This window comes from Enterococcus larvae (assembly GCF_017830045.1).
Lineage (GTDB): Bacteria > Bacillota > Bacilli > Lactobacillales > Enterococcaceae > Enterococcus_L > Enterococcus_L larvae.
On the sequence record NZ_JAEDXU010000001.1, the window covers coordinates 302,494 to 317,469 of the forward strand.

Annotated in this window: 16 protein-coding genes; 1 reads left to right on the forward strand and 15 read right to left on the reverse strand. The window is 40.5% G+C overall.

Going from position 1 to position 14,976, the window contains the following annotated elements:
• Positions 1 to 8 precede the first annotated feature (8 nt).
• From I6N96_RS01455 to hprK, 5 genes are all read right to left on the reverse strand, one after another.
• Positions 9 to 425, reverse strand: a complete 417-nt coding sequence (locus I6N96_RS01455) for a DUF948 domain-containing protein (RefSeq protein ID WP_209555721.1) — start codon at positions 423 to 425, stop codon at positions 9 to 11.
• Positions 426 to 639: 214 nt separating this feature from the next.
• Positions 640 to 1,536, reverse strand: coding sequence for a UTP--glucose-1-phosphate uridylyltransferase GalU (gene galU / locus I6N96_RS01460; RefSeq protein ID WP_209555722.1), 897 nt, complete (start codon positions 1,534 to 1,536; stop codon positions 640 to 642).
• A gap of 13 nt (positions 1,537 to 1,549) precedes the next feature.
• Entirely contained in the window at positions 1,550 to 2,560 is a 1,011-nt protein-coding gene (locus tag I6N96_RS01465; RefSeq protein WP_209555723.1) for an NAD(P)H-dependent glycerol-3-phosphate dehydrogenase, read from the reverse strand.
• Between the two features lie 55 nt (positions 2,561 to 2,615).
• Positions 2,616 to 3,443 carry a prolipoprotein diacylglyceryl transferase gene (lgt, locus tag I6N96_RS01470; RefSeq protein ID WP_209555724.1) on the reverse strand — a complete coding sequence of 276 codons (828 nt, stop codon included), beginning with the start codon at positions 3,441 to 3,443 and terminating at the stop codon, positions 2,616 to 2,618.
• Positions 3,444 to 3,454: 11 nt separating this feature from the next.
• Positions 3,455 to 4,390, reverse strand: coding sequence for an HPr(Ser) kinase/phosphatase (gene hprK / locus I6N96_RS01475; RefSeq protein WP_209555725.1), 936 nt, complete (start codon positions 4,388 to 4,390; stop codon positions 3,455 to 3,457).
• A 180-nt stretch (positions 4,391 to 4,570) separates the two neighbouring features.
• Here hprK and I6N96_RS01480 point away from each other — a divergent pair, with 180 nt between their 5' ends.
• Positions 4,571 to 5,515, forward strand: a complete 945-nt coding sequence (locus tag I6N96_RS01480; protein ID WP_209555726.1) for a GIY-YIG nuclease family protein — start codon at positions 4,571 to 4,573, stop codon at positions 5,513 to 5,515.
• Between the two features lie 31 nt (positions 5,516 to 5,546).
• Here the strand turns inward: I6N96_RS01480 and I6N96_RS01485 are convergent, their stop codons facing one another.
• The 10 genes from I6N96_RS01485 to cls form a co-directional block, all read right to left on the reverse strand.
• Entirely contained in the window at positions 5,547 to 5,906 is a 360-nt protein-coding gene (locus I6N96_RS01485; protein ID WP_209555727.1) for a phage holin family protein, read from the reverse strand.
• The gene (locus I6N96_RS01490; RefSeq protein ID WP_209555728.1) at positions 5,906 to 6,220 is read right to left on the reverse strand and encodes a PspC domain-containing protein; all 315 of its coding nucleotides are present in this window, start codon (positions 6,218 to 6,220) and stop codon (positions 5,906 to 5,908) included. Before I6N96_RS01490 ends, I6N96_RS01485 begins: the two co-directional genes overlap by 1 nt.
• A 95-nt stretch (positions 6,221 to 6,315) precedes the next feature.
• A complete protein-coding gene (liaX, locus tag I6N96_RS01495; RefSeq protein WP_209555729.1) occupies positions 6,316 to 7,926 on the reverse strand; it encodes a daptomycin-sensing surface protein LiaX in 1,611 nt (536 codons plus the stop codon).
• 255 nt (positions 7,927 to 8,181) lie between these two features.
• On the reverse strand, positions 8,182 to 8,853 hold the full coding sequence (phoU, locus tag I6N96_RS01500; RefSeq protein WP_209555730.1) for a phosphate signaling complex protein PhoU: 672 nt from the start codon (positions 8,851 to 8,853) through the stop codon (positions 8,182 to 8,184).
• Between the two features lie 114 nt (positions 8,854 to 8,967).
• Positions 8,968 to 9,726 (reverse strand): phosphate ABC transporter ATP-binding protein PstB, encoded by a 759-nt coding sequence (gene pstB, locus I6N96_RS01505; RefSeq protein ID WP_209555731.1) that lies wholly within the window; start codon positions 9,724 to 9,726, stop codon positions 8,968 to 8,970.
• Positions 9,727 to 9,736: 10 nt separating this feature from the next.
• On the reverse strand, positions 9,737 to 10,546 hold the full coding sequence (gene pstB / locus I6N96_RS01510) for a phosphate ABC transporter ATP-binding protein PstB (RefSeq protein WP_209555732.1): 810 nt from the start codon (positions 10,544 to 10,546) through the stop codon (positions 9,737 to 9,739).
• Between the two features lie 16 nt (positions 10,547 to 10,562).
• Entirely contained in the window at positions 10,563 to 11,447 is an 885-nt protein-coding gene (pstA, locus tag I6N96_RS01515; protein ID WP_209555733.1) for a phosphate ABC transporter permease PstA, read from the reverse strand.
• On the reverse strand, positions 11,447 to 12,367 hold the full coding sequence (gene pstC, locus I6N96_RS01520) for a phosphate ABC transporter permease subunit PstC (RefSeq protein ID WP_209555734.1): 921 nt from the start codon (positions 12,365 to 12,367) through the stop codon (positions 11,447 to 11,449). The genes pstA and pstC overlap by 1 nt, the downstream gene beginning before the upstream one ends.
• A gap of 119 nt (positions 12,368 to 12,486) precedes the next feature.
• Positions 12,487 to 13,341 carry a phosphate ABC transporter substrate-binding protein PstS gene (locus tag I6N96_RS01525; RefSeq protein ID WP_209555735.1) on the reverse strand — a complete coding sequence of 285 codons (855 nt, stop codon included), beginning with the start codon at positions 13,339 to 13,341 and terminating at the stop codon, positions 12,487 to 12,489.
• 171 nt (positions 13,342 to 13,512) lie between these two features.
• Positions 13,513 to 14,961: a cardiolipin synthase gene (gene cls, locus I6N96_RS01530; protein ID WP_209555736.1), complete on the reverse strand. Its 1,449-nt coding sequence runs from the start codon at positions 14,959 to 14,961 to the stop codon at positions 13,513 to 13,515.
• Between the last annotated feature and the right edge of the window lie 15 nt (positions 14,962 to 14,976).

A 14,976-nucleotide genomic window follows, 5' to 3' on the forward strand; every position in this document is an offset into this window, starting at 1 on the left:
TGTGATGATTATTTTTTTGAACGCATTGCTCGAAAAGCAGCTCCACCGACTTTTCCTACTACTCCGGCTTTCGAAGTCGCTTTCCCTGCTGAACCAATCTTACTGACCAGATTTTTACTGGAATGATTCAGCTCAGAAACACTATCACTCAAATCAGCCACTGCCTGGAACAATGGATCGATCGTTGCCACCTTCTGGTTGACGTCATTAAGCAAATCATTACTCTTTACAAGAAGTCCCTCTACTTGTCTTGATAAAATATCAACATCATTTGTAACCACCGAAATCGTCTTATTTGCTTCGTCAACTGTCTTAGTCACTTGATCGACTGTCTTAGAAATTTTCCATAAAACAATGGCAATAAATATAACCAATACTGCGAATGCGGACGCCGCAATCAAGCCTGCAATTTCTCCACCCGTCATATCATTTCTCCTCTCAACATCCATTTTAATTAGAATAACATTTGATCTTCAATTCTACAAATGATTCAGTGTTCCTACTACTTCTATATTATACCAATTTCCAACCATTCACTCTACAAAAATAACTTAAAAATGTATGTAAACAAAAAGGACTGGCATCCGTTATGTTCCAGTCCTACACCATAAAAGATGCCAGTTCAACTAACTGTTCTGCTTATTTCTTTGCTTGTTCCTGCTCTTTAAGCAACTGTTGGCCGAGCTCAATCAAGTATGCTTTCAGGTTATCTTTAACCTCTGGATGAGTCAGACCATATTCAATACTTGTTTTCATAAAGCCGAATTTATCACCGACATCAAATCGTTTTCCAGTAAAAGTTCTTGCGAATACACGCTGTGTCTTATTCAATGTATCAATTGCATCGGTCAGCTGGATTTCTCCACCAGCTCCCGGCTCTTGGTTTTCCAGAATATGGAAAATTTCCGGTGTCAGAAGGTAGCGTCCGATGATCGCTAAATCACTTGGTGCATCTTCCGGATTTGGTTTCTCCACGAAACTCTTCACATTGTAGAGGCCTTTGCTGACTTCCGTTTCAGGATTGATGATTCCATATTTTGATGTCTCTTCGTGCGGAACCTTCATTACTGCAAGTGTTGCTGCATGGGTTTCTTCATAATCATTAATCAATTGCTTTGAAAGTGGGATTTTATCTTCCATGATATCGTCGCCCAACATCACGATAAACGGTTCATTCCCTACAAAAGCCTTCGCCTGCAATACTGCATGTCCCAAGCCTTTTGGATGAGACTGACGAATGAAGTGAAGATTTACATCTGTTGTTTCCTCCACAAGCTTCAATAATTCTGTTTTATGTTTTTCTTTCAAGTTCGTTTCCAACTCGATATTCGCATCAAAATGATCCTCTATCGGACGTTTTGCTTTTCCAGTAACAATCAGGATATCTTCAATCCCGGATGCCAAAGCCTCTTCTACAATAAACTGGATAGTTGGTTTATCAACGATCGGCAGCATTTCCTTTGCCATCGCCTTCGTTGCCGGAAGGAATCTCGTTCCTAATCCCGCTGCTGGGATTATCGCTTTTTTTACTTTCATTGCCTTTTCTCCTTTAGAATTCATTTTCTGTCTTCCCATCTCTTAGCATGATGTCTTTTGCTGCCTGCTTGACATCTTTTTTCTCATAAAGTACTTGATAAATTGCTTCAGTGATTGGCATCTCAATGTTCATCTGCTCAGCCAGCTCATATGCCGCTTTCGTAGTTGACACACCTTCAACGATCATGCCCATGTTTTCCAAAACTTCATCCAGGTCATGACCTTCGCCCAAGAGATTTCCAGCTCTCCAGTTGCGGGAATGAACGCTGGTACACGTCACAATAAGATCTCCGACACCACTTAAACCAATAAAAGTTAGTGGATTGGCTCCCATTGCAACACCAAGACGGCTGATTTCAGCCAAGCCCCGAGTCATGATTGCAGCCTTAGCGTTATCGCCAAAGCCCAATCCGTGAATGGCACCAGCCCCTAAAGCAATGATATTTTTCAGCGCTGCACCAGTTTCAACACCAATAACATCTTCATTTGTGTAAATTCTGAAATAATTATTCATAAATAGATCCTGTACATACTCTGCATTCTCCAGTACTTCGCTGGCTGCAGTGATTGTCGTGATGTCATGAACAGCCACTTCTTCTGCGTGACTCGGGCCAGACAGAACAACAACACCTTTGCGTTTTTCTGCCGGAATTTCTTCCATCAAAACTTCTGAAATACGCTTGTGTGATCCTTGCTCTAAGCCTTTAGAGGCATGAATGATCAACGGCTGATTTTTGCATAATGCAGCAAACTCTTTTGCTACCGGACGCATGGCCTTTGTAGGAACCACAAAAAGAACCGCATCAACTTGATCGATACATTCTTCCATTGTTTTTGTTCCTCTAATGGATTCTGGTAGTACTAAATCCGGAAGATAACGTTTGTTGGTATGAAATTGATTGATCTCATCGATCTGCTCTGCTACATTTCCCCAGATACGTACGTCATGTCCATTTTCAGCTAAAACCTGTGCTAATGCAGTGCCCCAAGAACCGGGACCTAAAACAGCTATTTTTTGTTTCATTATATGTTTCTCCTCCTAAAATAAATGCATTCATTTATTTCTCAGCTATGTTGTTTTATTTTGCTTCTACCCGCTTCTGATTTCTGTTGTAAAAAGCCAGCTTCGGATTTCTTCTTCGAATAAGCAGTACAGCTATTGCTCCAATGAACAGAACAATCGAAAGCAGCTGTGACACGCGGATCATGCCGAAAACATATAAACTGTCTGTACGCATTCCTTCGATGAAAAAGCGTCCAAACGAATACCAGATGATGTAAAGCAGAAAAACTTCTCCTTCTTTTAGAAAGTTTTCTTTCTTACGAAGAAGGACTAACACGATGAACCCCAGTAAATTCCAAGCGGATTCATACAAAAAGGTCGGCTGCCGATAGATATCATCGATTTTCATATTGTCGATGATGAAATTCGGCAAGTGAAGACTCTCTAAAAAGCTTCTTGTGGTATCCGGACCATACGCCTCATGGTTCATAAAATTGCCCCAGCGGCCAATCCCTTGTGCTAGAATAACACTTGGCGCAGCGATATCTAAAAATGTCCATGTAGAAATAAAATGATGTCTTGTGAAAAGTAACAAAGCGATTCCGCCGCCAATTAAGCCACCGTAAATAGCCAAACCGCCATTTCTGGTCATAAAGATATCCAGCGGATTCTCAATGTAGTCCTGCCACTCAAAGGCAACATAATACAACCTAGCGCCTATGATCGCACTTGGTAATCCCCAAATCATGAAATCCACGACATCATCTGATTTCAGACCAACTCGCACAGCTTCTTTACTACTTAGCCACACAGCTAAAATAATCCCCGAAACAATGATTACTGCATACCAATACACCGCAATCCCGAACACTTGAAAAGCAATTGGGCTAATTTGAGCCAGCATGACTACTCCACCTACATTCCTGAATTTTCTTCAATTAATTGTGTCAATCTATTTTCGAACTCTAGTGTTGCATCGTACCCCATACTTTTAGCACGGAAGTTCATCGCTGCAACTTCAATGATGATTGCTACATTCCGACCTGTTTTTACAGGGATACGAATTTGCGGCACATCAACATTCCCGATTTCAATCACAGCATCATCGCTGCCTAATCGGTCATATTGCTTATCCTTTGCCCAAGCTTCCAAATAGACAACTAATTGAACCTGCATCGAACCTCGTACCGCACTTGCACCAAAAAGGTTCATTACATCTATAATACCTATTCCTCGGATTTCTATCAAATGTTGTAAAATTTTAGGCGGTTCACCGATCAAGGTCAACTCATCTTGTTGATGGACGTCAACACGATCATCTGCAATTAGACGATGCCCTCTTTGAATCAATTCAAGCGCAGTTTCGCTTTTGCCTATACCGCTGTCTCCTTGAATCAAGACACCTAGTCCATATACGTCTACCAATACCCCATGAACACTGGTACGAGTAGCCAACTGATCATCCAAATAGCTGGATAGTTCGCCCAATAAACGAGAAGTTGAGATTGGTGAGCGTAAAATCGCTAAATTCTTTTCCTTTGCTGCTTGAATCATTTCTTCCGGAACATCCAGTCCACGTGAAATAATAAATGCAGGTGTATCATCTGAGCACATGCGACGCATAACCAGTAAACGTTCCTCTGGAATCATCCGCTCAGCAAATGTCATCTCCTTATTCCCAAACAGCTGCAGCCGATCATGGGAATAGTAGCTGAAATAACCCGTCAGCTCTAAACCAGGACGAGAAATATCTCCTGTTGTGATTTCTTTATCTAATGCTTCTTCTGTGGCGAATACGGTTTCCAGAGAAAGCTTTTCCACCAATTGACGTATTTTCACTGTTTCTGACATAACCCCTGACTCATTCCTTTCCTGTCTCCGCTTTATTTTATCATTTCAAGCAGTAAGTTTCTACATTTATTCCTTTTTCCTTCTTGTATATATCCTCTTCTTGACTATTTTGTTGTTCATTGTATACTTATGATGATTTTATAGAAACCGAGTGTGAGACAAATGAATGAAAATCTAAAAATGAAGGCCCGATCACTTCCGCTGTCTCCCGGCGTTTATCTTATGCGGGATAAGTCAGGAACGATTCTTTATATAGGGAAAGCCAAGAAGCTGAAGGAACGTGTCAGCAGTTATTTTATCAACAACAAAAGCCATTCCACCAAAGTCAAACGTATGCTCCTTCATCTGGATCATTTTGATGTTATTCATACTAATACTGAGCTGGATGCTCTGCTGCTGGAATGTCGACTGATCCAAAAGCATCGTCCGATGTACAACCGCCAAATGAATGCTTTTGAACGCTATAATTATATGAATATTTCCACTGAGAATGGCGCAGTGCATCTATCCGTCACACCTCTTCCTGAAGAAGACTATTCCTTTGGTCCCTATACAAGCTATCGAAGACTGCCGGAAATCAAGGAAATCCTTGAAAAGTTATACGGGCTCAAGCCCAATAAATTATGGCAGCAGCTATATGATCAACCTGCAGATCCAGAGAACACCGAAACAATAATAGAAGAGCTGCTGGCTGCCTTCAGCGGACATTCTCAATTGGTAGAAGGCCGTATAGAAAGAAAAATGCTGGAATTTTCAGAACAGCTGCGCTTCATCCAGGCTGCCCAATGGCGAGATGACTGGACGTTGATTCAGTATTTCTTCAAAAAGCATGCACAGCTCCTCCTACACCCTCTCAGTCAAAGAGAATGGCATGCCTTGTGGCTCCCAACAGATGCAGGGAAAAAGTGCTACCTGATTTACCAAGGATTGATTACTGCCGAGAAAGAATTTCCCGGACTCAAAACTAAGAATAAACGGGAACTGACCAAACTTTCACGTAAGCTGATCCCAGATAAAATTGAGGCGTTCGATACCTTTTCAAAGGAGCAGATCGATTTTATCAATATTCTTTATATTTACTTGCAGAAGGTAGATGACTATCAACTGCTTTCACTAAAGAAATAGGCAGGCAGACCGGATTCCTCCGGCTGCCTACCTATTCTTTTTCTTTATTCAAGTTATGTTCACTGACTACTGCATTCACTAAAGACATGATTACAGCCATCAAAACCGCTGCCCAAAAGCTGGAAAACCCAAAATTCATCTCTCCTACAAAGAAGGAGGTCAGTCTTAAAATCATCGCATTTACCACAAAACTGAATAAGCCAAAGGTTATTAACGTGAGGGGTAAAGATAAGATTGTTAGAATAGGTTTTACAAGCATGTTCAGTACAGAGAGAACAAACGCTGCTATAATGGCAATCCCAAGACTTTTCACAAAAATCATATCTGGAAAAATGACTGCCAGAGAAACGAATGTCAATGTATTAACGACCAGCCGTTGAAAGTAGGTCATTAAAAGTCACTCCAGTCATCATCGTCCACTTTTTCAGCAGTTTTTCTTTGCTGTTCTTTATATGGGTTCTCATTTCTGGTATTTCTATTGTAGTTTTCATATGGGTTATGGTTTCTTCTGTTACTGCGTCCAGAAGGCATGACCATTGCCAAGATGATGTATACTAGTAAACCAGGGAATGCTGCTGAAAAGAAGCTGATGATCACAAACAGAACACGTACAATTGTTGGATCGATACCCAGCCATTCTGCAATACCGGCTAATGATCCGGTCAACACTATGTTATTAGGAGATTTTGTCAATCTTTTTCTCATGTTATTTCACCTCTTACCCTCGATATTTTTTCTTTAATCAGAGAGAGGAGAAAGCTCCTCTGCTCTGATAACTGCTTCGATCATTTATCTACCATTTATTTATCTGTGTCTTTTAAATAAATGTTTCCTGTTGTTGTAGATGCATTGACCTGAGCCATGTTTTCATCATTCATACGTCTGAATTGAAGCAGCTGATTGGTGCGATCTTTTTTCTCGCGAATCACTTCATAATCTGACAGACGACTGTTGATACTTCCTAAGCTAGTTTTAACTGTACCTTCAGCTCCAATTGTTTCAGGTAATGCGATCTTCACATTTCCATTTACAGAGCTTGCTTCGATTTTTCTTAATGTATCTTCTTTCGCAGTGATTCTTACATCTCCATTGATCAAAGATACTGACATGTTTTGAGGCGTTGCCAGCACAGTCACTGTACCATTGACCGTTTCAATTACATTGTCAAGAATGTTTCCTTTGATGATTTTGATGTCGCCGTTCACGCCTTCAACCTCAAGCATTGTTGCATCGATTGAATTAAAAGTGATAGAACCGTTTGTTGATTTTGTATAGACATCTTTTGCCTTCAACTCTTCTACACTGATATTTCCATTCAGTAATTTCACTGATACATGGTCATATGTACGTGCAGGTAAGTAAAATACTAGGTCTGCTCTCACACGTTTATTCGGGATTTGGAATGAGATGACTTCTTCATCAACATCGATTTGACTTCTTTCAAGGAATGCTTCTAATGGTGTATCTGCATCCATCTTGCCGTAAAGTTTGATTTTTCCTTCAACTTTCAAATCTTCTTTATCCCAAGTTTTGAAAACAATGTTTCCGTTTGCTACTTTTACATCGATCAAGCTTGCTTCTACATCTGGATAGTTGAATTCATGATCGAATTTTGTTGTTGCTACACCAGGTACTCTGAAGTTGATATCTTTCCATTCTACATTGTCATTCACTGTGTCAGTAAATGTGTTGAATGTCTTCTTCAGGAATGAACCCAATTGTGAGCCGGCTTCGCTCATCTTTTCGCCTACTTGATTCAGTGTATCTGTTGCTTGATCTTTCCAGTCATCTGGAATATCGAATTTAGAAGTGACATGATCCTTTGTTTCTGACCACTGTTCTTTGCGAATGTTTTTCAATTCTGCTTCTAATGCAACTTTTTCCTGATTTTGATCTGCAAGAGAGTCTTCTAATGTTTTAAGCTCTTCTTCCAATGCAGCTCTTGTTTTCAGCTCTTCTTCTGAAAGCTCATCCAATTCTTCTTTGGTATTCAGCTCCATCAGTGCTTCCTGTGTATCCTTGATCTCTTCCTTGATGCCTGCGATTTCTGCATTGATTTCATCCAGTTCAACAGAGGTATGATTGGCTTTAGTTGCTAAATCATCCAGAATTTTTTCAAGATTCTTACGATCCGCTTCTGAGCTTTCCTTTGCTTGCTCTTCGAATGAATCAGCAGCACTCTTTTCTATATTTACCGTTTTTTCGTGTGCTTCCAACTCATCTACTAGGTCTGCTACCGCATCTTTTTCTTTTGAATCAACAGTTGTCGTTGTTACATCTACTTCATCGGCAGCCTTTTTGATTTGTTTTTCATCTTTTTCAGTTGCCAGATTTTCTAATAGGACCAAGGCTTCCTCCGATGTCAGGATTCCTTTTTTTACTAAATCCAATACTCGTTCTCTTTCTTTCATGGAAATTGCCTCCTTAGCAAATTTTTCACCCTAAGGTGTTTTCCTTACATGTATTATTATGCCTTCTTTTTCGTTTTTTGTCATAGGACTTAAGAATGAATTTTGCCTCCTTCTCAAGGACAGCCTTTAAAAAATCGACTTTTCTGCCTTTATCTTAGTTAGTATTCCCCTTTTCGTCAACTAAAGACTTTTTTCAATAATAAAAAAGAAAAGATAAAATCGGCTGTTATCGATTTTATCTTTTCTTCTTTGTTTCTATTCTTCGTGATTGGTATTCAATTCGGTGATCTTTCCTGTTGCCAGGTAAACGATCCATTCACAGATATTTGTCACATAGTCGCCGATTCGTTCTAAATACGTTGCTACGTGAAGATAGTCTGTCCCGCTGATGACCGTCTCTGAATTTGATTTCATGCTTTCAATGGAGTTTGAATAAATGCTGTTGAAATATTCATTGACCCGATTATCCATTTTTGCAATCATACGTGCATCTTTTTCGTCTGTTTTTACATAAGCGATCAAAACATTGTCCACCATTTTCTTTACATAGTCAGACATATCAGAAATTTCTTTTTCTATTTCCGGGATTCTAGTCTCACCTTTCAAGCGAATCGTTGATTTGGAGATAGACACTGCATGGTCAGCCATACGCTCCAAGTCAGAGCTGGCTTTCATTACAGTGATGATCATACGCAAATCTGTCGTTACAGGCTGCTGTAAAGCAATCATCTCAAAGCTTTTCTTTTCAAGCTTCACTTCCATATCATTGATTTCTGTATCTCGCTCAATCACTTCATTTGCAATATGCTTGTCATGATCGATATATGCACGAACAGATTTATGAACCGCGTTACTTACCATCATTCCCATTTCATAAAATTGATTGTGCAGATTCAGTAATTCTTCTTCAAATTGACTACGCAACATGTACCTTCCTCCTATTATCTTTTAATATGAAGTTATTTATCAATCTACTGATACTCGTTAAAAAAGCTATTCAGTGAATGTATATCTGTTCAGGCAGCTGTGAGTATCGAAACTTTATCCAAATTTTCCGGAAATATAGTCCTCTGTTTCCTGCTTCTTCGGATTCAAAAAGATTTTCTTCGTATCATTAAATTCTATCAGCTCTCCTTGCAAAAAGAAAGCTGTTTTATCAGATATACGTGATGCTTGCGACATATTATGTGTAACCATGATCATGGTGTATTGTTCCTTCAAGGTCAACAGCATATTCTCTATTTTCCCACTGGAAACGGGATCTAAAGCGCTCGTCGGCTCATCCAATAAAATAATTTCCGGATTGACAGCCAATACTCTGGCGATACAAACCCGCTGCTGTTGCCCTCCTGATAGGGACAGCGCGCTTTTATGCAGCTTATCCTTAACATCCTCCCAGACTGAGGCAGCCTTCAGACTTGTTTCGACCACTTCATCAAGTACCTGCTTGTCCTTTTCTCCCTTTAGCCGTAAACCATATATCACATTTTCATAGACAGAGAACGGAAACGGATTTGGCTGTTGGAATACCATCCCGATTTCTTTACGCAGTTCTACAGTATCTGTTTTAGGACTGTATATGTCCTTACCTTTATACATCACGCTTCCCGTGATCGTCACGCCCGGAATCAAATCATTCATTCGGTTCAACGAACGAAGATAGGTCGATTTCCCACAACCGGAAGGACCGATCATCGCAGTGATCTCGCCTTGATTGATGGAGAGGTCGATTCCCTTCAATGCTTCTTTCTTTCCATAGTATAGATGCAAATCCTTTGATGAAATAATTTCTTTTGTCATCTTTTTCCTCCTAACCAAAATGCCCGGAAACATAATCTTCTGTCGCCTGTATTTTTGGTCGTGTAAAGATTTTACGTGTTTCGTCGTATTCGATCACTTTTCCTAAGTAGAAAAATGCTGTATGGTCACTGATACGTGCTGCCTGCTGCATATTATGCGTTACGATGATGATTGTATAATCGTCTTTCAAGCTAACCAGAGTTTCTTCCACTTTCCCTGTTGAGATAGGGTCCAACGCACTGGCAGGCTCATCTAAAAGCAGAATATCCGGCTTCATTGCAATTGCTCTAGCAATACATAAACGCTGCTGTTGTCCTCCTGAAAGAGCAAGAGCGCTTTTGTTCAGATTATCCTTGACCTGATCCCATAATGCCGCCTGCTTCAAGCTAGTCTCTACAAGTTCATCTAATTTATGTTTATCCTTTTCCCCATGCTGTTTCAAAGCAAAAGTAATATTTTCATAAATTGACTTACTGAAAGGATTTGGTCGTTGGAAAACCATGCCGATACGTTTACGCATCTCATAGACATCGACTTCCTTCGTGTTAACGTCTACACCCTTGTACATGATTTTACCGGTTATTTTAGTATTAGCTATTCCGTCATTCATTCGATTCAGTGAACGAAGATACGTTGATTTGCCGCAGCCGGAAGGACCAATCAGTGCAGTGATTTTACTCTTCTCAAACTGTAAATCAACTCCCTTGATCGCTTCGTTGTCTCCGTACCAGACATGTAGATCTTCTGTATACAACGCAACTGGTGTTTGTTCGGGATCTAGTTGTATAATGTTTGTTTCATCCAAATTATATTCTTTCATTTGTCTTCCCCTAACGTTAGGCTGATGTCAATCGCTTATGCAGTCGGTTCCCAATGAAACGGGCACCAAAATTGAATAGAAGAACCACGATGATCAGAACAGCAGAAGCACCTGCTGATACTGCCGGGCCATCCGGCATCGTACCTTCGGTATTTACTTTCCAAATATGAACAGCCAAAGTTTCTGCCTGTCTAAAGATGCTGATTGGGCTGGAAACACTTAATGGATTCCAGTTACTGAAATCTAGCGCCGGCGCACTTTGTCCAGCTGTATAAATCAATGCAGCTGCTTCACCAAAGATCCGTCCGGAGCTCAAAATAACTCCAGTTAAAATTCCCGGCATCGCTTCCGGTATGATGACCTTCTTCACGGTTTCCCACCGTGACAGCCCTAGGGCAAGTCCGGCTTCCCGTTGTGTATAGTGAACAGCTTTCAATGATTCTTCTACATTTCTTGTCAGCAGCGGCAGGTTGAAAAACGTCAATGCCAGTGCTCCGGAAATAATTGAAAAGCCGTAACCAATCTGTACAACAAAAATCAAGAAACCAAACAAACCGACAACTACAGAAGGGAGTGAGCTCAAAATCTCAATTGATGTTCGAATAACATCGGTCAGCCAGTTCTTCTTCGCATACTCCGATAGATAAATACCAGCACCTAATGAAATCGGTAAACTGATGATCATTGTGATAAAGAGCAGGTAGATCGAGTTGAATAGTTGAATACCGATTCCTCCGCCAGCTTGATAGGCTTTAGAAGGTTTTGTCAGGAAATCCCATGAGATATGCGGAATCCCTCGTAATAAGATATAACTCAGCAGAGCTGCCAAAATCAGAACGATCACACCAGATGCTGTATAGAGGACACCTGTAGCTATTTTATCTGCTTTTTTAGCATTCATTACTTCAGCGCCCCTTTCTTACCAATGAGTCGAATCGCAATATTAAATAGTAGAGACATCATTAATAGGATCAATGCCAGAGACCATAGGACATTATTTTCAACAGTACCCATAATTGTATTTCCGATTCCCATTGTCAAGATACTTGTCAGCGTAGAGGCAGGAGTTGTCATTCCTGTAGGCATCACTGCTGCATTACCGATAACCATCTGGATTGCCAATGCCTCGCCAAATGCTCTAGCCATCCCAAACACCACAGCTGTTAAAATCCCGGGAACAGCTGCTCTGAGAACAACCTTGTAAATTGTTTGCCAGCGTGTAGCACCTAAAGCCAAAGACGCTTCTCTATAATGCCTTGGAACAGATTTCAATGCATCAACGGTCATCGTCGTCACTGTTGGCAGGATCATAACGAACAAGACAAACGTTCCTGCAAGTATCCCAAATCCTGTGCCGCCGAAAATCGAACGAACAAAAGGCACAATAACAGTCAAACCAATAAATCCATAAACAACGGATGGGATACCCACAAGCAGCTCAATAACCGGCTGCAAAATCTTTGATCCCTTTTTAGGTGAAATCTCTGTCATAAAAACTGCAGCACCGATTGCAAATGGTGTTGCCACAATTGCAGATAAAAACGTAACAATAAATGAACCAGTGATCATCGGCAGAGCGCCGACCAACGGCTTGCCATTCGATCCGGTTTGACTCGGATTCCAGTCCGTACCAAATAGAAAATCGAACACATTTATCTTATCTACAAAAAATGTCGCCAGGCCCTTGCTGGCTACAAAGTAGAAAATGGAAAGGACAACCAGAACAATCAGGCCGATACAGAAAAAACTGATCATTTTCCCTCTTTGCTCCATTTTTGCCCGTTTCGATTTTGTCAGTAATTGCTTTTGCACATCTTCCAAAAAAAACTCCTCCTTGAGCAATAATTCAGATAGGTATAAGTCTACGCTTTAAATTTCAATTTGCGTTTAATAACATGTAAATGTTGCGTTAAGTTTGTAAATTTTGTGTAAAGGCGCTGCTAGTTGATTAGGTTCCCTTCCCAATCGCGCTCTATTTTCATTTTTGATACAGGAATATAGCCTAGTTGTTCAACGATTTCTCCCTGTACACTTTCTGACAGCATATACTCCAAAAAGTCTTTTGTCAGCTCTTTCGGCTCTCCCAAGGTATACATATGCTCATACGACCAGATTTTCCACTCATTGGTTGTTACGTTCTCATCTGTAGGCTCTACACCATCTACATTCAATGTTGCAACATCATCACTGACATAAGAAAAAGCAGTGTAGCTGATTGCACCGGGCGTATCAGAAACGATAGAACGCACCATTCCGCTAGAGTCCTGCTCCTGCGCTCGAATGGCCGTTTGTCCATCAAGAACCCACTTTTCAAAGGTTGCTCGTGTCCCACTACCTGATGCTCTGTTCAGGATAACGATCTTGATATCTTTTCCACCAACTTCGCTCCAATTGGTGATTTCTCCAAGAAATATTTTTCTCAGATTTTCCAGGGAAATATCTGTCACGCCGACGCCTTTATTTACAATCGGAGTGATTCCAGCCACAGCAACCTTATGGTCAACAAGCTTAGAAGCGTCGATCCCTTTCTTTTCTTCAGCAAACAAATCGGAATTCCCGATTTCCACAGCACCGGCTTGTACCTGACTCAATCCCGTGCCGCTTCCGCCGCCCTGAACATTGATGAATCTCCCAGGATATTCACTTTGGTATGCTTCACTGGCGGTTTCTACCAAGGGCTGCAGCGCTGAAGAACCAACTGCTGTAATCGATTCCCCTCTGTCGATCCAGCTGGCACAGCCGGACAGCGACAACAAACTGACAAAACTAAAAAGAATGAATAATTTCGTTTTCATATTCTCAACAATCCTCCAAATCATTTGAATCAAATTTATTTTAACATTAAGCATTACGCTTGAGAATCAAATACCCTCATTTTTTTGTTCCCTGTCAAAATCAGTTCCATAAAATAACAAGAAACCGGAAAATCAATAAAGATTTTCCGGTTTCTTGATAAAAATAATTACTTACAGTAACGGTGAAATCAATCGTGCCAGTCCCTCTTTCAGCTTAATAAGAAAGCCTCTGGCATCATATTTTTCTTGTGTAAGAAGCTGTGAAACTTGAGAATCTTCGTAGAAAGAATCTCTGACTTTTCCAGAAAACTCTTCATCATAGATAATGGTATTGACCTCAAAATCCAATCTGAAGGAACGAACATCAATGTTCGCAGAGCCAACTGAAACAATACCGCCGTCGACGATCATTGTTTTCGCATGGATAAATCCATTTTCATAAGTTTCAATAATTGCACCGTATTCCAAAAGCTCTGCTGCAAAGGAATATGTCGCCCAGTAGACCAGCATATGGTCCGGCTTATTAGGGATTTGAATCCTTACTTTCACACCGGAAAGCAATGCCAGCTTGATTGCTTCATGAATCGATTCATCAGGAATATAATACGGAGTCTGAATCAAAATCTCTTTTTTAGCAATCGAAATCATCTTCAGATAAGTCATCTTGATTTGTTCATGTTCAGAATCCGGCCCGCTTGTAACGACCTGTATCGCCTTTTTCCCGACAGATGTGATTGGTGGGAAATAAGCTTCACTATAGCCCAGTTCCTCTGTATGCTGAGAGTTCCAGTCCATCAAAAATCTATTTTGAAAGCTGTATACCGCATCGCCACATACTCTTAAGTGATTGTCTCTCCAATAACCAAATTTTTCAACGATACCTAAGTACTCATCTCCAACATTGAAGCCGCCAGTATAACCAATCAGCCCATCGATAACAACAATTTTTCTGTGATTTCGATAGTTGATGCGAGGATTCAGATAAGGAACGAACAAGGGGAAGAAGAACGCAACCTCTCCTCCTTCATTGGTCAGGCCTTCAAAAAACTTCATATTGACCTGTGTAGAGCCCCATGCATCAAGTAGTAGTCGAACCTTTACACCGCGTTTGGCAGCATCTATCAGTTCTGCCCTTAGCTCTTTCCCCAATGCATCTCCCCGATAAATGTAATATTCCATATGCACATGGTCTTTGGCATTTCTTATATCCTGAATCAGTGCATCAAATTTTTCACGACCATCTGTATAAAGCACAACATCATTGTTCGTTGTATACATTGCACTTTCAAACATTGTCAGCATATAAATCAGCTGCTTCGGTTCTACTTCACCCGTTGGCGGATGAGGAAACAACCCACGCTGCAATGCTTTTTTCTCATCTTCGATTTCAGCATTCATACCGATTTTGGCCTGCATTTTCATATCAAAAATCTTATCCTTAGAAATTCCTCTTCCTAAAAAGATATAAAGAACGAAACCGACTATCGGAACAAACAACAATACTAATAACCATGCCCATGTTTGGGCTGTCTGCTTTCGCTCACGAAACACGATGATTGTCGATAGCAAAATATTAGCAATAAAAATAATAACAAAAAAATTATCAATAAAGAAACTCATCTTTCCACCTCAACC

Coding starts and splice junctions, on each gene's coding strand:
- I6N96_RS01455 (WP_209555721.1), bottom strand. CDS start 425: ATGACGGGTGGAGAAATTGCAGGCTTGATTGCGGCGTCCGCATTCGCA.
- galU (WP_209555722.1), bottom strand. CDS start 1,536: ATGAAAGTAAAAAAAGCGATAATCCCAGCAGCGGGATTAGGAACGAGA.
- I6N96_RS01465 (WP_209555723.1), bottom strand. CDS start 2,560: ATGAAACAAAAAATAGCTGTTTTAGGTCCCGGTTCTTGGGGCACTGCA.
- lgt (WP_209555724.1), bottom strand. CDS start 3,443: ATGCTGGCTCAAATTAGCCCAATTGCTTTTCAAGTGTTCGGGATTGCG.
- hprK (WP_209555725.1), bottom strand. CDS start 4,390: ATGTCAGAAACAGTGAAAATACGTCAATTGGTGGAAAAGCTTTCTCTG.
- I6N96_RS01480 (WP_209555726.1), top strand. CDS start 4,571: ATGAAGGCCCGATCACTTCCGCTGTCTCCCGGCGTTTATCTTATGCGG.
- I6N96_RS01485 (WP_209555727.1), bottom strand. CDS start 5,906: ATGACCTACTTTCAACGGCTGGTCGTTAATACATTGACATTCGTTTCT.
- I6N96_RS01490 (WP_209555728.1), bottom strand. CDS start 6,220: ATGAGAAAAAGATTGACAAAATCTCCTAATAACATAGTGTTGACCGGA.
- liaX (WP_209555729.1), bottom strand. CDS start 7,926: ATGAAAGAAAGAGAACGAGTATTGGATTTAGTAAAAAAAGGAATCCTG.
- phoU (WP_209555730.1), bottom strand. CDS start 8,853: ATGTTGCGTAGTCAATTTGAAGAAGAATTACTGAATCTGCACAATCAA.
- pstB (WP_209555731.1), bottom strand. CDS start 9,726: ATGACAAAAGAAATTATTTCATCAAAGGATTTGCATCTATACTATGGA.
- pstB (WP_209555732.1), bottom strand. CDS start 10,546: ATGAAAGAATATAATTTGGATGAAACAAACATTATACAACTAGATCCC.
- pstA (WP_209555733.1), bottom strand. CDS start 11,447: ATGAATGCTAAAAAAGCAGATAAAATAGCTACAGGTGTCCTCTATACA.
- I6N96_RS01525 (WP_209555735.1), bottom strand. CDS start 13,341: ATGAAAACGAAATTATTCATTCTTTTTAGTTTTGTCAGTTTGTTGTCG.
- cls (WP_209555736.1), bottom strand. CDS start 14,961: ATGAGTTTCTTTATTGATAATTTTTTTGTTATTATTTTTATTGCTAAT.